This is a genomic window from Cellulomonas sp. P4_B5_2 (assembly GCF_056402235.1).
Genome location: NZ_JBFUHU010000027.1, coordinates 1 through 18,200 on the forward strand (window position 1 = coordinate 1; position 18,200 = coordinate 18,200).

The 18,200-nt window shown below is 72.3% G+C and carries 17 protein-coding genes and 1 pseudogene; 6 read left to right on the forward strand and 12 right to left on the reverse strand.

Going from position 1 to position 18,200, the window contains the following annotated elements:
• Positions 1–50: 50 nt before the first annotated feature.
• Together AC1DUQ_RS03350 and AC1DUQ_RS03355 are read right to left on the reverse strand one after the other, a co-directional pair.
• Positions 51–539 (reverse strand): type II toxin-antitoxin system HicB family antitoxin, encoded by a 489-nt coding sequence (locus AC1DUQ_RS03350; protein WP_477061895.1) that lies wholly within the window; start codon positions 537–539, stop codon positions 51–53.
• A gap of 57 nt (positions 540–596) precedes the next feature.
• Positions 597–1,544: a carbon-nitrogen hydrolase family protein gene (locus AC1DUQ_RS03355; protein WP_477073386.1), complete on the reverse strand. Its 948-nt coding sequence runs from the start codon at positions 1,542–1,544 to the stop codon at positions 597–599.
• Between the two features lie 130 nt (positions 1,545–1,674).
• Here AC1DUQ_RS03355 and AC1DUQ_RS03360 point away from each other — a divergent pair, with 130 nt between their 5' ends.
• Positions 1,675–2,199, forward strand: coding sequence for an allene oxide cyclase barrel-like domain-containing protein (locus AC1DUQ_RS03360; RefSeq protein WP_477061893.1), 525 nt, complete (start codon positions 1,675–1,677; stop codon positions 2,197–2,199).
• Positions 2,200–2,253: 54 nt separating this feature from the next.
• A complete protein-coding gene (locus AC1DUQ_RS03365; protein WP_477073387.1) occupies positions 2,254–2,919 on the forward strand; it encodes a GntR family transcriptional regulator in 666 nt (221 codons plus the stop codon).
• 45 nt (positions 2,920–2,964) lie between these two features.
• Here AC1DUQ_RS03365 and AC1DUQ_RS03370 read toward each other — a convergent pair.
• The 4 genes and pseudogenes from AC1DUQ_RS03370 to AC1DUQ_RS03385 all read right to left on the reverse strand — a co-directional run.
• Positions 2,965–3,390 (reverse strand): annotated as a pseudogene (locus AC1DUQ_RS03370) (gluconokinase); the annotation flags it as partial.
• 14 nt (positions 3,391–3,404) lie between these two features.
• A complete protein-coding gene (manD, locus tag AC1DUQ_RS03375; protein WP_477061891.1) occupies positions 3,405–4,631 on the reverse strand; it encodes a D-mannonate dehydratase ManD in 1,227 nt (408 codons plus the stop codon).
• Entirely contained in the window at positions 4,628–6,025 is a 1,398-nt protein-coding gene (locus AC1DUQ_RS03380; RefSeq protein ID WP_477073388.1) for a mannitol dehydrogenase family protein, read from the reverse strand. Before AC1DUQ_RS03380 ends, manD begins: the two co-directional genes overlap by 4 nt.
• A gap of 101 nt (positions 6,026–6,126) precedes the next feature.
• On the reverse strand, positions 6,127–7,137 hold the full coding sequence (locus AC1DUQ_RS03385; RefSeq protein WP_477073389.1) for a LacI family DNA-binding transcriptional regulator: 1,011 nt from the start codon (positions 7,135–7,137) through the stop codon (positions 6,127–6,129).
• Positions 7,138–7,259: 122 nt separating this feature from the next.
• Between AC1DUQ_RS03385 and uidA the strand changes: the two genes are divergently transcribed.
• From uidA to uxaC, 3 genes are read left to right on the forward strand one after another with little or no spacing between them, the layout of a single operon-like run.
• Positions 7,260–9,038 (forward strand): beta-glucuronidase, encoded by a 1,779-nt coding sequence (gene uidA, locus AC1DUQ_RS03390; RefSeq protein WP_477073390.1) that lies wholly within the window; start codon positions 7,260–7,262, stop codon positions 9,036–9,038.
• Between the two features lie 53 nt (positions 9,039–9,091).
• A complete protein-coding gene (gene uidB, locus AC1DUQ_RS03395; RefSeq protein ID WP_477061887.1) occupies positions 9,092–10,489 on the forward strand; it encodes a glucuronide transporter in 1,398 nt (465 codons plus the stop codon).
• A 2-nt stretch (positions 10,490–10,491) separates the two neighbouring features.
• Positions 10,492–11,916, forward strand: coding sequence for a glucuronate isomerase (gene uxaC, locus AC1DUQ_RS03400; protein WP_477061886.1), 1,425 nt, complete (start codon positions 10,492–10,494; stop codon positions 11,914–11,916).
• Here uxaC and AC1DUQ_RS03405 read toward each other — a convergent pair.
• Genes AC1DUQ_RS03405 through AC1DUQ_RS03420 form a run of 4 tightly spaced genes read right to left on the reverse strand, consistent with a single transcriptional unit; the run spans position 11,913 to position 15,522 of the window.
• Complete coding sequence (locus tag AC1DUQ_RS03405) at positions 11,913–12,734, reverse strand: alpha/beta hydrolase (RefSeq protein ID WP_477061885.1); 822 nt, start codon at positions 12,732–12,734, stop codon at positions 11,913–11,915. The genes uxaC and AC1DUQ_RS03405 overlap by 4 nt on opposite strands.
• A 21-nt stretch (positions 12,735–12,755) precedes the next feature.
• Positions 12,756–13,550 (reverse strand): oxidoreductase, encoded by a 795-nt coding sequence (locus tag AC1DUQ_RS03410; protein WP_477061884.1) that lies wholly within the window; start codon positions 13,548–13,550, stop codon positions 12,756–12,758.
• Positions 13,551–13,560: 10 nt separating this feature from the next.
• Entirely contained in the window at positions 13,561–14,415 is an 855-nt protein-coding gene (locus AC1DUQ_RS03415; RefSeq protein ID WP_477061883.1) for a helix-turn-helix domain-containing protein, read from the reverse strand.
• A gap of 15 nt (positions 14,416–14,430) precedes the next feature.
• Positions 14,431–15,522, reverse strand: coding sequence for a flavin-containing monooxygenase (locus tag AC1DUQ_RS03420; RefSeq protein WP_477061882.1), 1,092 nt, complete (start codon positions 15,520–15,522; stop codon positions 14,431–14,433).
• A gap of 71 nt (positions 15,523–15,593) precedes the next feature.
• On the opposite strand from AC1DUQ_RS03420, the gene AC1DUQ_RS03425 reads away from it, so the two are divergent.
• Positions 15,594–16,262 carry a TetR family transcriptional regulator gene (locus AC1DUQ_RS03425; protein ID WP_477061881.1) on the forward strand — a complete coding sequence of 223 codons (669 nt, stop codon included), beginning with the start codon at positions 15,594–15,596 and terminating at the stop codon, positions 16,260–16,262.
• On the opposite strand, the gene AC1DUQ_RS03430 is transcribed toward AC1DUQ_RS03425, so the two are convergent.
• A complete protein-coding gene (locus AC1DUQ_RS03430; RefSeq protein ID WP_477073391.1) occupies positions 16,252–17,547 on the reverse strand; it encodes a nucleotide disphospho-sugar-binding domain-containing protein in 1,296 nt (431 codons plus the stop codon). The two genes, AC1DUQ_RS03425 and AC1DUQ_RS03430, sit on opposite strands and share 11 nt — an antisense overlap.
• On the reverse strand, positions 17,544–18,200 hold a 657-nt coding region (locus AC1DUQ_RS03435), incomplete at its 5' end, for a glycosyltransferase (RefSeq protein ID WP_477073392.1). The genes AC1DUQ_RS03435 and AC1DUQ_RS03430, both read right to left, overlap by 4 nt.

The window sequence follows — 18,200 nt, forward strand, 5'->3', positions numbered from 1 at the left end:
CGTCCGGCCCCGCGGGTCCGCGTGGCTGGTGGGTCGGAGGGCTGGGCGGGTTAGCGCGCCCAGCCGGCGAAGCTGTCGCCGGTGCGCAGCGTCCGCTGCGCGCTGCGTCGCTGCTTGGGTTGGAGGGCCGCCGCGATCGCGCGGACGAGCCACGTGTTGACGGACAGGCCGTCAGCGATCGCCGCCTCGTCCACCCGGGCCTTGAGGGCGTCGGGCAGACGCAACGTCGTGCGTGAGGTGCTCACGTCGTCGAGGTCGACGGGCGCGGCAGGAGCGTCCTCGGTCTCGGGCTCGCCGGCGGCCTGGGACACCACGAACTCGATCTCGCGTCCGCGGAGCCGGAGGTCGACGGAGCCGGGTGCGAGGTCGCGCGTGATCTCGCCGGCGGCGGCCGACAGGACGTCGAGCAGCACGAGCCGAGCGGCCGCGTCGAGCCCGGCGACGAGGCGCTCGGCGACGGCACGGGTCTCGTCCGTGCCGTTCTCCGCGGCTTCCACCAGCTGGCGCTGCAGGTCGGTGACGTACTGTCCGATGTCCATAGCACCATGGTGACACCATCGTGGTGTCACGTCAAGCCTCGATGGTGTCAGCTGGTGTCAGGGCTGTTCGTGGCCGAGAGTGAAGGCCGGCCGCGGGCGGGTGTCGACCGTGAGCCGGAAGTCGTCCGGGCGGTTGTAGTGCCCGGCGGGGTCGAACATCCGCCGCGCCGCACGGACGTGCGCGAGGTCCACGTCGGCGGTGAGGATCGACTCCTCGTGACGAACCGGGCCGGCGAGCAGCTCGCCGTTCGGTCCGACGATCACGCTGTTGCCGGGCTCCACCCAGCCGCCGTCACCGTCCTTGACCGTCCAGACCTGGTCGCGGTGCGGGAAATCGGCGGGGATCTGGTCGACGTGCGTGCAGGGGTTCGCGCCGATGACGCAGCAGCGACCCTCGCGAGCGATGTGGCGCAGGGTCGCGACCCACGCGTCGCCGCCGGCCAGAGTCGGCGCGGTCCAGATGTCGACGCCCTGCGCATAGAGGTAGAACCGCGCCAGGGGCATGTAGTTCTCCCAGCACGTCAGCCCGCTGATCCGGCCGTAGGGCGTGTCGACGACCGGCAGGGTCGAGCCGTCGCCCATCCCCCAGACGGTGCGCTCGGAACCCGTGGGCATGAGCTTGCGGTGCTTGGCCAGCAGGGTGCCGTCCGGGCCGAGATGGAGGGTGGTGTTGTAGATCGTGGCGCCGTGCGGCTCCCGCTCCTCGACGTTGATCACCACGTAGGCACCAGCGGAGCGGGCCGCGTCACCGAGCGCCTCGGTCACCGGGCCGGGGACGACGACAGCCTGGTCGACGAGCATGGCGAACCACTCCTCGTCCCCGTCCCAGATGGGCCTCGAGTCCATCCAGATCGGCGTGCCCGGGATGAACGCCTCCGGGAAGACCACCACGCGGGCGCCGGTCGCGGCGGCCTGCCCGATCAGGAGCACCGCCTTGTCGAGGCACGCCTGCTGATCCATGAGCACGGGAGCTGCCTGGACCGCGGCGACCCGGGTGGAAGCCATCCTCCACGGTAGCGATCCCGGTCGACGGTCGACAGGGGTGAGTGGGACCTTGACGGCTCCTCCCCGGAGCGCGGACCGTCGAACTCAGCCGCACCCAGGCGGCTCATCGAGCTCGGAGTCAGGAGTCGTCATGCGCACAGCACTCACCACCGCCGTCGTCGCCGGCCTCGGCGTCCTCGTCCTCACCGCCGGGTCCGCCGGGCCTGCTCCGGCCGACCGGTCGCGGGGCCATGACCGGGTGATCACGTTCGACGTGCAGTTCAGCGGGTTCTTCCTGCTCGACTTCAGTGCCACGGGCGTCCGCGAGGTCACGGCCATCGACGACCCCGCGCTCAACCCCAGCCGGGGCGACCAGATCGTGTTCGAGGACACGCTGCTCCAGAACGGGAAGACCGTCGGAGCGGGCGGTGGCACGTGCACCGTGACGTCGGTCGTGCCGGCCGATCCCCCGATCAACCTCAGCTGCCAGGTGTCCTACCAGCTGCGCGACGGCCAGGTCGTCGCTCAGGGCCGGGCCTCGAACGCACCCGTGAAGACCCTCGCCATCGTCGGCGGGACAGGACGGTACGTGGGCGCGAGCGGCGAGCTGGAGCTGACGGAGCTCGGCAACGCGGAGAACACCGGGACGCTGGTGCTCCGACTCGACCGAAAGTAGGCATCGACCCGCGGCCGCTTGACGTCCGACACGGTCGCGTGTGCCATATATCGCATGCCGATCCCACAGGACGTGCCCGCCGTCGACCGGACGCTGCTGCGCGACGACGTCTACCGTCGGCTGCGCGACTCCATCGTCGACGGAACCTTCGCGCCGGGCGAGCAGCTGAAGGACCTGGAGCTGGCCACCTGGCTCGGTGTCAGCCGCACGCCGGTGCGCGAGGCGCTGATGCGGCTCGCGCACGCCGGGCTCGTGGTGGCGTCCCCCGGCCGGTCGACGACCGTGACGACACTCGACCTGCGCGCCGTGTGGGACGCCCGCGACGTGGTCGCCGCGATGCACGAGCTCGCAGTCCGGGAGGCGGTGCCGAGCCTGACCGAGGCGGATCTGGCCCAGATGCGAGACGCGAACCGCCGGTTCGCCCGGGCGATCGCCGACGGCGACGCCGACGCGGCCCTGCGCGCCGACGACGCACTGCACGCCGTGCCGGTGTCCGTCAGCGGCAACCGCTCGCTCGCCTCGGTCCTCGACCAGTTCACGCCGGTGCTGCGCCGCGCCGAGYGGCTCAGGTTCGCCTCACCGGGCGGACGCGACTCCGTCGAGCGGCACGAGGAGCTGATCCGCCTCTGCGCCGCGTCCGACGCGGAGGGCGCGGCGGCCGTCGCCTTCGACCTCTACCACAGCCTGCGGGCCGGTCCCGAGGCGGGCATCACGTCCTGAGCCGTCCGGCGCGCCGCGCAACCCCTGGTGCACCAGCTCCTTCGGATCGAGCGTGCAGTCGAGCTCGATCCCCCGCTCGTCGGGTCCGAGCGGCTCGAGCGTGGCCAGCTGGGTGTCCAGCAGGGACGCCGGCATGAAGTGCCCCTCGCGGGAGCGCATACGCGCCGACAGCTGCGCGTGGGTGCCGACGAGGTGCACGAAGCGGACGTCCGGTGCGGCCTCGCGCAGGACGTCCCGGTACGCCCGGCGCAGCGCCGAGCACGCCACGACCGTGCCGTCCGGCACCGCCGCCAGCGCGGACCCGACGAGCCGGAGCCAGGGCCACCGGTCGGCGTCGTCGAGCGGCGTGCCACCGGACATCTTCGCGAGGTTGGCGGGCGGGTGCAGGCTGTCGGCGTCGAGGAACGGGACGCCGAGCCGGTCCGCGAGCAGCGACCCGACCGTGGACTTCCCGCAGCCGGACACCCCCATGACGACGACGTGGCTCACCAGTCGTGGACCGTTCCGTCAGCCAGCCGGTTGTACGGCAGGTAGGCGGTCTCGTACGGGTACGTGCCGGCCTCGTCGACGTCCAGCTCCACCCCGAGCCCGGGGTTGTCGCCCGGGTGCAGGTAGCCGTCCGTGAAGGTGAACGACTGCTGGAACACCGCGTTGGTCTTGGCCCCGTGCTGCATGTACTCCTGGATGCCGAAGTTGTGGATGGCCAGGCCCACGTGCATCTGGGCGGCGAGACCCACCGGTGAGATGTCCGTCGGTCCGTGGAACCCGGACTTCACCTGGTACTGCGCGGCATAGTCCATGACCTTCTTCAGGGGGCTGATCCCGCCGAAGTGGGTGGAGGCGGCCCGGACGTAGTCGATCAGCTGCTCCTTGATGAGCGACTGGAAGTCCCACACGGTGTTGAAGATCTCGCCGATGGCCAGCGGCGTGGTGGTGTGCTGACGGACGAGCCGCAGGGCCTCCTGGTTCTCGGCCGGCGTGCAGTCCTCCAGCCAGAACAGGTCGTACGGCTCGAGCGACTTGCCCAGCCTCGCGGCCTGGATCGGCGTCATCCGGTGGTGCCCGTCGTGCAGCAGAGGCAGGTCCGGCCCGAACTCGTGGCGCACGGCCTCGAACACGGTCGGCAGGTGCCGCAGGTACGCGCGGGTGTCCCAGTCCTCCTCGGCGGGGTACGCACCGCGCTGGGCGGGCTCGTGGTCGTACCGCTCCTCCCCCGTCGACTGCGCGGCGATGCCGTAGATGGCCTTCAGGCCGGGGACCCCGGTCTGCACCCGGATCGAGCGGTAGCCCTGCTCCTGGTGCTCGCGGATCGAGTCGAAGAGGGACGGCAGGTCGACGCCCGACGCGTGCCCGTACGCCATCAGACCGTTCCGGCTCGCACCGCCCAGCAGCTGGTAGACCGGCATGCCCGCGGCCTTGCCCTTGATGTCCCAGAGGGCCATGTCCACCGCGGCGATCGCGGCCATGGTCACCGGGCCCCGGCGCCAGTACCCGCTGCGGTACAGGAATTGCCAGGTGTCCTCGACCCGGCTCGCGTCGCGGCCGATCAGCAGCGGGGCGACGTGGTCCCGCAGGTAGCTGACCACAGCGAGCTCGCGGCCGTTCAGGGTGGCGTCGCCGAGACCGGTCAGGCCGTCGTCGGTGGTGATCTTCAGGGTGACGAAGTTGCGGTTCGGGCTGGTGACGATGACGTCGGCGGTGACGATCTTCATGGTCGGGCTCCTGCGAGGGTGGGATGGGCGGGACGGTGGACGGCGAGCCGCTCGGACACGTGCCGGGCGAAGACGTCCTTGCGGGCGAGTCGCGGGGCGATGAGCTCGAGGGCCAGGGCGGCGCGGGCCGAGCTGCCCTGGTCGCGCAGCCGGGCGGCGAGATCGGCGGCGCCGGGGTCGGACGACGACGGGTCGACGGTCTCGAGGTGATGGATCCAGGCGGCGACGACCCCTGCAGCCGCGCGTCCGACGGGGAGGCCCGCGGTGGCGCGCTCCTGCGCGACGGCCATGATCCGGACGGGAAGCTTCACGGACCCGTCCTTGGCGATCTGCGCGAGCCGGTGCTCGATGCGGGCGTTGGCGAACCGGGTCCGCAGAGCAGCGGTCGTGTCCTGCACGGACAGCGGGAGGACCTCGGCCGCCTCGGTCCACAGCTGCTCGAGCTCGGCGCGGCAGGCCGGGTCGGCGAAGGCCTCGGCCACCGTGGACAGGCCGCGGGCCAGGCCCTCGTACGCGAGCAGCGAGTGGCCGGCGTTGAGCAGCCAGAGCTTGCGGCGCTCGTACGGCTCGAGGTCGTCCACGAGCTGCGCGCCGGCGACCTCCCACCGCGGACGACCCGCCGGGAACTCGCCGTCGAGCACCCACTCGCTGAACGGCTCGGTGACCACCGGGGAACGGTCCTCGCGTCCCGTCAGCTTCCGCACGATCGCGCGGTCCGCCTCGGTGGTGGCCGGCGTGATCCGGTCGACCATCGTGGAGACGAACGAGACGTGCTCCTCGATCCAGGCGGCGAGCGACTCGTCCACCGCCGAGGCCAGCTCCAGCGTGACCCGACGAGCCACGCGGCCGTTGTCCGGGAGGTTGTCGCAGCTCACGATGGCGATCGGACCGCTCCCCGACGCGCGGCGGGCCCGCAGGCCGTCGACGAGCCGGCCCGGCGCGGTCACGGCCGGCGACCCGTCGCGGAGCCGCTCGATGTCGGACGCGACGTCGGGATCGTGGCGGTCGATCTCGCCCGCGGACGTGCGTCGGTAGCCGGCCTCGGTCACGGTCAGGGTGACGACACCGACCTCGCGCCGGCGGAAGTACTCGCGCCAGGCGTCGGCGTCCGCGCCGTCGTGGACCGCCACCAGGGCGTCGATCGTCGTCGGCGCGTCGCCCTCGGGTGAGCGGACCAGCAGCGTGTAGCGCCCGTCCTGCCGTGCGAGCGTCTCGGCGGCGGCGGCGGACCTGCCGGTGARGGCCGCGACGCCCCACTGCTCGGCACCGCCCACCTCGTTCGCCCCCTGGGTGTACCAGAGGAGGTGTGCCCGGGCGAAGGCTCCCAGCCCGAGGTGCACGATCCGCACCGGTGCGGGGGGCTCGGTGCGCTCCCAGCCTGTTCCGTCGTGCACGGCTCACCTCCTGGTCGTCGGACCCTCGTCGGTCCTCCACCATTGAGCGCCACCCGCCGCGGCGATGGCAATCGGTTGCCATGACTTGTCCTGTCGAACCGTCACGACCGCCGTCGTCGCGCGCGCCGCGCCGTCGAGTCCCGCACGACGAGCTCGGCCGGCAGCAGCGCGGGACGCACCTGGGGAGGCGTGCGCGACGACATCCCGGCCAGCAGCGTCTGCACCGCGTACTTGCCGAGCGCCGCCAGCGGCGCGGCCACGGTGGTCAGCGCAGGCGAGCAGATCTCGGCACCGAAGATGTTGTCGAAGCCGACCACGCTGACGTCCCGTGGCACTCGCACGTCGAGCGCCGCGAGCCCGCGCATCAGCCCGATCGCGACGAGGTCGTTGTACGCCACGACCGCGGTGACGTTCGAGGCTGCGATGACGGCCGCCGCCTCCCCGCCTCCGGCGAGCGTCGGCGCGAACGGACCGAACCTCTGCACCCGGAGGTCCAGCATCTCCGCTGCCTCGCGCATCGCGCGCCAGCGCATCCCGTCGGCCCAGGACGCCTCCGGTCCGGCGAGGTAGCCGATGGCCCGGTGCTCGAGCGACGCCAGATGCTCCACGGCGCGCCGCGCGCCCCGGGCGTTGTCGGTGATCACGCTCGGGATCCCGGTGAGCACCCGGTTGAGCACGACGGTCGGGCGCTGCTGCGCCATCACGCGGATGGCCGAGTCCGACATGCKGGACGTCCCGAGCACGACGCCCTCGACCAGCGGCAGCGCGCGCTCCAGCGCCTTGCGCTCGGCGGTCGCGGACTCGTGCACGTCCGCGACCAGGAGCGTGTAGTCCGCCTCCGTCGCGGCCATCTCCGCACCGCGGATGATCTCGAAGTAGAACGGGTTGGTCACGTCCGAGACCACCAGCGCCAGCAGCGACGTCTTGCCGGTGGGCAGCGCCCGCGCCAGCGGGTTGGCGCGGTAGCCCATCTCCTCGGCGACCTGGCGGATCCTGGCGGCGGTCTCGGCGTTGACCCTCCCCGGCCGTGAGAACGCCCGGGAGACGGTGGACGGAGCGACGCCGCAAGCCGCGGCCACGTCGTAGATCGTCGGCACCTTGTGCTCGTCCACGCCTCGAACGGTAGGCACCGCGACAAGTCATGGCAACCGCTTGTCGTCCCGGGATCACGGGTCCTCAATGAGAACACCGGCCGATGCGCAGATGCCTCGCCGGCGATGAGAGGAGAGCACCGATGCTTCGTCCCCAGGACACCGTGAGCCGCGAGCGCAAGTCCCTGAACGGCTTGTGGGACTTCCGCCTCGACGCCACGGGCGCCGGCCGTCAGCAGGGCTGGCACGAGGGTCCGCTGGCCGAGGCCCGGTCCATGCCCGTCCCGGCGAGCTACAACGACGTGCTCGTCGGGACGACCGGACGCGACCACGTGGGCGACGCCTGGTACCAGACCACCGTGCGGGTCCCCCGCGGCTGGGCCGGGCAGCGCGTCGCGCTCCRGTTCGACTCGGCGACGCACGCCGCGGTCGTCTGGGTCGGCGACACCGAGGTGGCACGCCACGAGGGCGGCTACACGCCGTTCGAGGCCGACGTCACCGCGCTCGTCTCCCCCGGCGACGAGGTCCGCGTGACGATCGTGGTGAACAACGAGCTGACGTTCCAGACGATCCCCCCGGGCATCGTGCACGAGACGCCGCAGGGCCGCCGGCAGCAGTACTTCCACGACTTCTTCAACTACGCCGGCCTGCACCGGTCGGTCTGGCTGTACGCGACGCCGACCACCTACGTCGACGACGTCGTGGTCACGACCGACCGCCGCGGCTCCACGGGGGTCGTCGCCTACGCGGTGACCGTGGCCGGCGATGCCGCGGTGCGGGTGACGCTGCGGGACGCGGACGGGGTGACCGTCGCGACCGCCGAGGGCTCGCGCGGTGAGCTCGAGGTCCCCGACGCCCACCTGTGGGCTCCCGGCGACGGCTACCTCTACGACGCCGAAGTCGAGCTGGTGGACGCATCGGGCGCCTCGATCGACAGCTACCACCAGAGCGTCGGGATCCGCACGGTCGAGGTGCGCGGGACGCAGTTCCTCATCAACGGCGAGCCGTTCTACTTCCAGGGCTTCGGCAAGCACGAGGACTCCGCCGTGCGCGGCAAGGGCCACGACGACGCCTTCCTGGTGCACGACTTCGAGCTGCTCGACTGGATCGGCGCCAACTCGTTCCGCACGGCGCACTACCCGTACGCCGAGGAGGTCTACGACTACGCGGACCGCACGGGCATCGTCGTCATCGACGAGGTCGCCGCGGTCGGGCAGAACATGGGCCTGGCCGGCGGCATCTTCGGCGGCCAGAACTACACCACCTTCTCCCCCGAGACCGTCAACGACGTGAGCCAGGAGGCCCACAAGCAGGCGATCCGGGAGCTGATCACGCGGGACAAGAACCACCCGAGCGTCGTGCTCTGGTCGATCGCCAACGAGCCCGAGTCCGACACCGACGCGGCGCGCGCGTACTTCGAGCCGCTGTTCGCCCTGACCCGCGAGCTGGACACCAGCCGTCCGGTCGGCTTCGTCAACGTGATGCTCGCGCCGCACGGCACGTGCCAGGTGTCCGAACTGGGCGACGTGCTCATGCTCAACCGGTACTACGGCTGGTACGTCAACACGGGCGACCTGGTCGCCGCCGAGGCCGCGTGGCTGTCCGAGCTCCAGCAGTGGGCCACCGAGGGCAAGCCGATCATCATCACCGAGTACGGCGCCGACACCGTCGCCGGCGTGCACTCCCTGACCCCGCAGCCGTGGTCCGAGGAGTACCAGGTCGAGTACCTGGACATGAACCACCGCGTGTTCGACGCGGTCGACGCCGTCGTCGGCGAGCAGGTGTGGAACTTCGCCGACTTCGCCACGTCCTCCACCTCCGTGTTCCGGGTGGACGGCAACAAGAAGGGCGTGTTCACCCGTGACCGCCGCCCGAAGGCCGCCGCGCACGTGCTGCGCCGCCGCTGGACCACGAAGCCATGACCAGCCCTCATCCCCGCAACCCTGCCGCCCCGCGGCCCGACCGAGGAGTCGACATGACCAGCACCGTCGCTGTCTCCGACCCGATCACCACCCCCAGCACGTCCCCCGCTCCGAAGCTCCGGTTCCGCACGTACCTCGGGTACGCCGCCGGCGACGCGGGCAACAACCTGGCGTTCTCGATGACGTCGATGTTCCTGCTGCTCTACTACACCGACGTGGTCGGCATCTCGGCCGCCGCCGCGGGGACGCTGTTCCTCGTCGTGCGGGTCTGGGACGCGTTCGCCGACATCTGGGCGGGCCGCCAGGTCGACAAGACCATGACCCGGTGGGGCAAGTTCCGGCCGTTCTTCCTGTTCGGCTCGCTCCCCCTGCTGCTGCTCTCCGTGGCGACCTTCACGGTCCCCGGCGGCCTGGGCGGCACGGGCAAGCTCATCTACGCCTACGCCACGTACGCGCTGCTCGGCCTGGCGTACAGCCTGGTGAACATCCCGTACGGCTCCCTGGCCTCGGCCATGACGCAGGAGCCCGTGGAGCGCGCCCGGCTGGCCAGCTTCCGCTCGATGGGTACCGCGGCGACGATCATCGCGCTGGCCTTCATCGTCGCGCCGCAGATCAAGAACTCCGACAACCTGCAGCAGTCGCTCACCTTGACCACGCTGCTGTTCGTCGTCATCGGGTTCGGCCTCTACATGCTGCTGTTCTCCACGTCGAAGGAGCGCGTGGCCCGCGACGTGGCGCACGTGACCCTCAAGCAGAGCCTCGGGACCCTCAAGGGCAACCGCCCGCTGCTCATGCTCTGCCTCAGCGCGCTGTCGTTCCTGGTCGGCATGTTCACGCTCCAGACCGTGCAGGCGTACTACGCCCGCGACGTGCTGGGTGACGCCAACTACTTCATCATCCTCACGGTCGTGAGCACCGGCGTGATGTTCGTGGTCGCCGGCTTCATCCCCCGGATCGTGCGGGCCGTCGGCAAGAAGCCGGCGTACATCTCCGCCAGCATCATCGCGATCGTCGCGGCGCTCGGCATCGCCCTCACCCCGTCCAGCCGTCCCGGCCTGGCCATCGCGTTCTTCGGCCTCTACGGGGTCGGCATGGCGGCCGTGAACACCCTGATGTGGGCGCTGGAGGCCGACACCGTCGAGTACGGCGAGTGGCGGACCGGCGTGCGGACCGAGGGCACCACCTACGCGGTCTTCTCGTTCACCCGCAAGGTCGGGCAGGCCGTCGGTGGTGCAGCTGCCGCGTACGGGCTCGGCTTCGTCGGGTACATCGCGCAGCAGGAGGTCCAGAGCGAGGCGACGCAGGACGGCATCCGCTTCATCGCCGGCTTCGTCCCTGCCGCGTTCATCCTCGTCGGCGTCCTGATCATGATCTTCTACCCGCTGACCGAGACCCGGTTCCGCACCATGGTGGCCGAGGTCGCCGCGCGTCGCGCCGCACGGGAGGACTGACCGTGTCGATCGCCACCACCGAGGCCCTGCGCCTCCACCCGGACCGGCTGCTGCCCACCGCCCCCGAGGTCCGTTCCATCGCCCGGCGCCTCTACGACGAGGTCCGCGACCTGCCGATCCTGTCCCCGCACGGGCACGTCGAGGCCCGGCTGCTCCTGGACGACCAGCCGTTCACCGACCCGACGTCGTTGCTGGTCACCCCCGACCACTACGTCACCCGCCTGCTGCACGCGTCCGGCGTCCCGCTCGACCGGCTCGGGGTGGGGCAGGGCACCCTGTCCCCCGCGGCAGCCCGCGAGGCCTGGCGGCTGCTCTGCCAGAACTGGTCGGTCTACCGCGGCACGCCTGTGAAGTACTGGCTGGAGAGCGCGTTGGTCGACGTGTTCGGTCTGGACGTCCGGCCGAGCGCCGAGACGGCCGACGACCTCTACGACGGGATCGCCGACCAGCTCGTGCAACCCACGTTCCGGCCACGGGCGCTGTTCGACCGGTTCCGGATCGAGGTCCTCGCCACCACCGACGACCCGGCGGACGACCTGGCAGCGCACGCGGCCCTGCGGGACGACCCGACCTTCACCGGCCGGGTGGTGCCGACGTTCCGGCCCGACAGGTACCTCGAGGCCGGGCGCCCCGACTGGGCACGCGACGTGCTCCACCTGGGCGCGGTCGCAGGGGTGGACACCGGCTCCTACGCGGGGTGGGTGGCCGCGATGGAGGACCGGCGCGAGCACTTCCGGCGGCACGGGGGCGTGTCCACCGACCACAGCCACGAGGATGTCGGCACCGAGCCGCTCGACGCGGTGGAGGCGGAGCGGATCTACCGCGCGGCGCTGGCCGGCCAGGCACCGGAGCTCCAGACGACCGCCCTGCGCCGGCACATGCTGCTGGAGATGGCCCGCATGGCGACGCAGGACGGTCTGACCATGACCCTCCACCCCGGGGTTCGCCGCGGACACCACCGGCCGACCGGCGCCCGGTTCGGCCCGGACACCGGGCACGACCTGCCCCTGCCGGGCGCCTTCACGGATGCGCTGCGTCCGCTCCTCGAGCGCTACGGCACCCACCCGAACCTCACGCTGGTGCTCTTCACGCTCGACGAGTCGGTGTTCTCCCGCGAGCTCGCGCCACTGGCAGGCTTCTACCCGTCCGTGTACGTCGGCGCGCCCTGGTGGTTCCTCGACGCTCCCGACGCCATCCGGCGCTGGCGGTCCGCCGTCTCCGAGACCGCCGGGTTGTCCCGGACCAGCGGGTTCATCGACGACACCCGGGCCATCTGCTCGATCCCGGCGCGGCACGACATGGCGCGCCGGCTCGACGCCGGCTACCTCGCGGGGCTCGTGGCGGACCACCGGCTCGACGAGGACGAGGCGGCCGACGCCGTGGTGGACCTGGTCCGCGGCAGGCCCGCCGAGGTGTTCGGCCTCTAGGCGCTCTCGGCGGCCGGGACGTCCAGGCGCTGCGCGGAGAGCCACTCGAGGGCCACGTCGGCGACGTCCCGCCACCCGGCATCGATCGTCAGCGAGTGCCCGCGGCCGGGGAACTCGTGGTACTCGGTGATCGAGCTCGGGTTGTCCGCGTACATCTTCGCGACCTCGAGGGTGACCGACCTGGGCACCGTGTGGTCCTCGCTGCCGGAGGTGAGCAGCAGCGGGCCGCGGACGGCGTGGTGGGTGTCGACCCTGGCGGGCGAGTTCCGCCGGAAGTTCGCCGTGGCGTCCTCGAAGAGCGGGCGACCCGGCCCGGGGATGGTCCACGCCTCGAACAGCGCGTCGGACTCCTCCTCGGTCAGGGTGTTGCCGAAGCTGTACCGGAACTGCTTGGCCGTGAGCGAGACGGTCCGCTTCTTGTTCGCCGGGTTGCCGAGCACCGGGAAGCCCGAGCGCAGCTGCGAGAACGGCAGCGTCTTGACGCCCTTGATGGGTGCCGGGTCGATGGCGACGGCGGCGACGGCCAGGTCGTTGGCCAGCAGCTCCTGCGCGATCAGCCCACCGAAGGAGTGCCCGATGACGATGGGCTTGGCGTCGAGCGTCTCGATGACGTCGGCGTAGTGGTGGCAGATCTGCTCGATCCCGACGTCGTCGAGGGCGTCCGCAGCGGCACGCGTCTCCGCGACCGTGTCCGCGTCACCGGGCCAGCCCGGCGCGCTCGGGTCGTACCCGCGCGAGGCGAAGAGCTCGAGCCACGGCGCCCAGGCCGACGAGTGGATCCAGAGACCGTGGATGAAGACGACCGGGGTTCTCGACATGGGTGCTCCTTCAGAGGGTGGTCAGAGCTGCTTGGCGAAGCCGCCGTCGATGAGCACGTCGGATCCGGTGATGTTGCCCGCGCGGTCGCTGGCCAGCAGCAGGACGAGGTCGGCGACCTCCTCCGGTTCCGTGAAGCGGCCGGTCGAGAACCCGCCGGCGCTGTCGATGATCCGCGTCCGGGCCTCGTCGAACGAGATGCCCATGCTCGCCGCCACCGTCGCCGCGACCCCGCCCTCGCCGAGCCAGAGGGGCGTCGACACCGGTCCGGGGCTGACGGTGTTGAAACGCAGACCCCGCGGCCCGAACTCCTTGGACAGCGACTTGGACAGGTTCCAGACCGCCGCCTTGGTGGCCGAGTAGTCGATCACCCCGGGATCGGGCAGGTAGGCGTTGACCGAGCAGATCGTCACCACGGTGCCGGCGCCGCGGTCGAGGAGCAGGGGGATGGCGGCACGCGTCGTACGGACGGCGGCCATCAGGGTGAGGTTGAGGGTGGCGTGCCAGTCGTCGTCGCTGACGTCGAGAAAGCCGCTCGTGCGCGGGGTGACGGCGCCGACGTTGTTCACGAGGATGTCCAGCCCACCGAAGTGCGCGGACCGGGACACCAGCTCCGCCGGGGTGTCGGCGTCGGCGAGGTCGACCGCGACGGCTAGGACCTGCCCCGTGTCGGACAGGGCGACGAGCTCGTCCGTGATCGTGCGGGCGCCCGCGACCACGTTCACACCCTCGGCGACGAGCGCACGCGTGACCGCGAGGCCGATGCCCTTGCTCGCGCCGGTGACGACCGCGACCTTGCCCGCCAGATGGAGGTCCACGAGGGCGACGCTAGACCTCGCGCGTGGCCGTTTCCTGTCCCTGCTGGTCCCACCCAGAGTCCGCCAGCCGCTGCATCGCCGCCGCGCTGGGAGACCCCGGCTCCGCGTTGTAGAGGAAGAGCGACTGACCGTCGGTGTCGACCAGAGGCAGTCGCAGATAGCTCAGGCGCAGCTCGCCGACGAGCGGGTGGCGCAGGACGTGCGTGCCGGTCCCGACGCGGCGGACGTCCTGGCGTTCCCAGAGCTCCCGGAACAGCGCGCTGCTCGCGGAGCCCTCCGCGACGAGCTCGTCCAGTCGGGCGTCCCCGACGCGGGACTGGGTCATCCCCCGCAGCAGGGCGACCGAACGGGCGGCCAGGCCGTCCCAGTCCGCGTGGAACAGTCGCTCGGCCGAGTCCGTGAAGAGCGACAGGACGCTGTTGACACCGACGCGGAAGCTCGGGTTCAGCCGGCGCGCCAGGGCGTTCGAGGCGAGCACGTCGACGTGCCGGCTGTGCACCACCGCGGCGGTGAGCGGCCACGAGTCGATGAGCCAGAGGATCGCCTCGTCGACGACGTCGGCGTGATCGGGGGCGACGGGGAGCTCCGCCGGCCGCGCGAGCGCGCGGAGGTGGTCGGTGGCGACGGCATCGAGCCGCAGGGCGCGCGCCAGGGCGTCCAGCACCTGGCTGGAGGGGTTGGCGTCGCGGCCCTGCTCGAGGCGGAGGTAGTAGTTCGTGCTCACGCCGGCCAGGACGGCGACCTCTTCGCGCCTCAGACCCGGGACCCGGCGCGCGCCCGGGCCCACCACCAGACCGACGTCCTGCGGTTGGAGCCGGTCGCGCCGCGCCCGCAGGTAGTCACCGAGTCGGCTCCCCGCGGTCATACCGCACCGTAGCGGCTACGCAGGCACGGCCGCCGTCTCGCTCGCGACGCGGTCCGCGACCTGGCCGGCGATGTAGGCCGCATCAGCCCCGACGCCGTGGACCATCGAGGAGGCCAGAGAGTGCTGGAACACGAGGCCGAGGAAGTACAGCCCGTGCTCGGCGGTCACGCCCCGCTCGTGCTGCAGCACGCCGTCGGCGCCGAACACCGGCAGGTCGATCCAGCTGTGGTCCGGGTCGAACCCGGTGCACCAGACGATCGTGGAGACATCCAGCGTCCGACCGTCGTCGAGCGCGGGCAGCCCGTCGCGGACGCCCGTGGTCCGCGGCACCCGCTCGACGCCTGCGGCTGCGAGGTCCTTCGACCGGACCCGGATCAGCGGGCCGCTGTGCGCGAGGACGTCGGCACGGGCACGCCGGCCGATCGGGGTGCTCGTGGTCAGCACGTGCCCGAAGGCCCAGAACGCGAGCCGGTTCAGGGGCCGAGCCAGGGGCTGCTCGATCGGCCACGGGATCTGGCCGGGGTGCCGGCCGGACAGGAAGGTGCGGTGCGTCGCCGCCAGCTCGAGGGCGATGTCCGCGCCCGAGTTGCCGGCGCCGACGACCAGGACGGCGCCCGGGCCCGCCTGCTCCGGCACCCGGTAGCTGCCCGCGTCGAGCTGCACGACGTCCGGTCGCACGTCCGCCGCGAACGCCGGGACCCGCGGCACGCGGTCGAAACCGGTGGCGACCACGACGTTCTGGGCGTGCCACGCGCGCTCGTCGGACTCGACGAGGAACCCCTCGCCCGACCGGGTCACGCCGCGCACGCGCACGCCGGTCCGCACCGGCAGCTGCAGGTCGGCGGCGTAGGACTCGAGGTAGTCGGCGAGCTGGTCCTTGGTGGGCAGGGACCACGGGCCGCCCGGGAACGGACGTCCGGGGAGCCCGTCGTAGCGAGCCGGGGTGAACAGCCGGAGCGAGTCCCAGCGGTGACGCCAGGAGTCGCCGACCCGGTCGCCTCCTTCGAGGACCACGTGGGGCAGGCCGCGCGCCGACAGCTCGTGGCTGGCCGCCAGGCCCGCCTGCCCGCCGCCGACGATCACGGTCTGCACGCTCTCGACGTTCATGCCGCTCCCTCTGCCAGCCTGGTACCGTTCGTCCGAAGACGTTTCGGACGAATTACTGGAGGGTATGGCGGATGCCTCGTGACGTCAACGCTCGGCCCTACCGCTCCCCCAAGCGGGCGGAACAGGCCGCTGCCACCCGGTCGGCAGTCGTGCGGTCGGCGCGCGACCTGTTCCTCAGCGAGGGGTACGCGGCCACGACCGTCGGCGCCGTCGCCGCCCGTGCGCAGGTGGCGGTCGACACGGTCTACGCGGCGGTCGGTCGCAAGCCCGAGCTCCTGCGCGAGGTCGTGGAGGCGTCCCTCTCCGGGACCGACCACGCGGTTCCCGCCACGCAGCGGGAGTACGTGCGCCAGGTCCGGGAGGCCCCGACGGCCCGGGCGAAGATCGCGATCTACGCCCACGCCGTCGCACAGATCCAGGATCGGCTCGGGCCGGTCTACCTGGCCCTGCGCGAGGCCGCCGCCACCGATGCGGACTGCCGGGCGCTCTGGGAGACCATCTCCTCGCGGCGCGCCGCGAACATGCGGGACTTCGTCGCGGACCTGCGCGAGACGGGCGAGCTGCGCGCCGACCTCGCCGACGACGAGATGGCGGACCTGGTCTGGAGCATGAACGGCCCGGAGTACTGGGCGCTGCTGGTGCACGAGCGCGGGTGGACGGCCGAGCGCTTCGGGGACCGGCTGGCGGACACGTGGACGCGCACCCTCGTCGCCGGGGGATGCGAGGACGTCACCGCGTGACGGCCCGGTACGCCCGGGTAGGACCCGGCTGCGCCTCGAGCGCGCCCGCCGCCGAACGCAGCACCTGCACGCCCGGCCCCGCCAACGAGAGCAGGCGTTCGAGCGCCGACCGGATCTCCGCCACCGAGGCCGTGTTCGGGTCCAGCGCCTCACCGACGCCAGCGCGCTCGACGGCCGCCGCGCCGRCGAACTGGTCCGTGGAGAACGGCAGGACGAGCAGCGGCGTGGCCGTGGCGACCGCCTCCGTGACCGAGTTGTTGCCGCCGTGCGTCACGGTGGCGGCCGCGGCGCGCAGGAGCCGCACCTGTGGCAGGTACTCGCGCACCAGCCATCCCGCGGGCAGCTCGCCCAGCTGGGCGACCGGCGTGGACCCGCTGGCGATCGCGGCGCGCACTCCCGCACCCCGCAGAGCCGTGGCCACCCGCGCCAGCACGTCCCCGCGGACCGACAAGAAGCTCCCGAAGCTCACGTACACGAACGGCTCGGCCGAGCTCAGCCAGGCGTCGACCTCGGCGTCCGCGGGCTCGGCGCGCAGCGAGCCGCCGAGGTACCGGTGCGGCGGGAGCGCCGCGGCCCGTCCCGGCGCCGCGAGCTCCTCCGGGTAGTGGTAGAGCACCAGCGGCCCGTGCTGGGAGAAMGCGTCCGGCACCGCGGGCAGGCCGGGGTCCAGCTGCGCGGCCGCCCCGTTCCACTCGTCGGTGAACCTCGTCGCGACCCGGCGGCACAGCACGTCGAGCTGGTCCAGCTCTGCCGGGTCGGGCCGGAACGCCCGCGGCCAGCCGGACGGGAACCCGTACACCTCGTCGCCCACGGGCAGGGCGGTCGGGTGGCCGAGCACCACGTCGGCGTGCGGGACGTCCGCGGCCCAGAGCGCCAGGCGCGCGCTGTAGGCGAGGTGGTCGACCAGGATCGCGTCGGGACGCACCCGGTCGATCACCTCGAGCGTGGCGCGGGCCTTCTCGACGGGCCGCCACATGAGGTCGACCAGGCGTTCGCGCGCCTGGTAGGCCAGCGTCGGGACCATCCCCTGCCGTGTGGCGTCGAAGAAGCCCCGGAGCGAGTCGGCCTCGTCCCGGGGCTGCTCGTCGGCGCGGATCACGCCGGGGTTCGAGCCGCGACCCAGCTGCAGGTGCTCCCGCTCGTACCCGAACTCCTCCACGATCCCGGCGGTGGCCGGTCCGGACGCGACGACGACCCGCTCCCCCGCGTCCCGCCACGCCGCGCCGAGCGCCGCGAGCGGGAGCACGTGGGAGGCGTAGTCGGGGCTGAGGACGAGGAGGGTCACGCCGCACCGACCAGCGAGGACCGCGCGGCGCGCTCCTCGGCCGCGACTCGGGTGTAGACGTCGTCGAGCATGCCCGCCATCCGCTGGATGGTGAAGCTCGCCTCGACCGTTGCGAGGGACCGCGCGGCGCGCCGCCCGTCCGTCTCGGCGAGCGACGCGTCCAGAGCGACACCGACCGTCGACGCCAGGCGGTCGACGTCCCACGTCGCGGTCAGGAAGCCGGTGATGCCCTCCTCGACGTACGTGGCAGGCCCTCCGCCGTCCGGGGCCACGACCAGCAGGCCGGACGCCATCGCCTCGAGGAGTGCGATGCCGAACTCCTCCTTGAGGCTCGCGCACACGTAGATGCCGCGCGGTGCGCTCAGTCCCGGCAGGCCGGTGCGCGCCGCCGCCATCCAGCGCACCACCACGTCGTTGGGCCGGTGGCCCGCCAGCAGCAGCCCGGCACTCGCACGCTCGGCGGCCGGGACGATCGCGTCGATGACGTCGAGCTGGTCGCGCTCGTCGGCCGACGGGTGGTCGAGATCGCCCCCGACGACGAGCAGGTTCGCCCGGTCGCGCAGACCGGCGCCGGCCCAGGCCTGCACGAGCGTCGCCATCCCCTTGACCCGGTGGCGCGGGCCGACGCTGACGACCAGCGGCAGGCCGCGGCG

Bases quoted from the DNA above. Each gene is read 5' to 3' on its own strand.
- AC1DUQ_RS03425 (WP_477061881.1), top strand. From the start codon at position 15,594: ATGCCTCGTGACGTCAACGCTCGGCCCTACCGCTCCCCCAAGCGGGCG.
- AC1DUQ_RS03415 (WP_477061883.1), bottom strand. From the start codon at position 14,415: ATGACCGCGGGGAGCCGACTCGGTGACTACCTGCGGGCGCGGCGCGAC.
- AC1DUQ_RS03360 (WP_477061893.1), top strand. From the start codon at position 1,675: ATGCGCACAGCACTCACCACCGCCGTCGTCGCCGGCCTCGGCGTCCTC.
- AC1DUQ_RS03405 (WP_477061885.1), bottom strand. From the start codon at position 12,734: ATGTCGAGAACCCCGGTCGTCTTCATCCACGGTCTCTGGATCCACTCG.
- AC1DUQ_RS03420 (WP_477061882.1), bottom strand. From the start codon at position 15,522: ATGAACGTCGAGAGCGTGCAGACCGTGATCGTCGGCGGCGGGCAGGCG.
- AC1DUQ_RS03355 (WP_477073386.1), bottom strand. From the start codon at position 1,544: ATGGCTTCCACCCGGGTCGCCGCGGTCCAGGCAGCTCCCGTGCTCATG.
- manD (WP_477061891.1), bottom strand. From the start codon at position 4,631: ATGAAGATCGTCACCGCCGACGTCATCGTCACCAGCCCGAACCGCAAC.
- AC1DUQ_RS03350 (WP_477061895.1), bottom strand. From the start codon at position 539: ATGGACATCGGACAGTACGTCACCGACCTGCAGCGCCAGCTGGTGGAA.
- uidB (WP_477061887.1), top strand. From the start codon at position 9,092: ATGACCAGCACCGTCGCTGTCTCCGACCCGATCACCACCCCCAGCACG.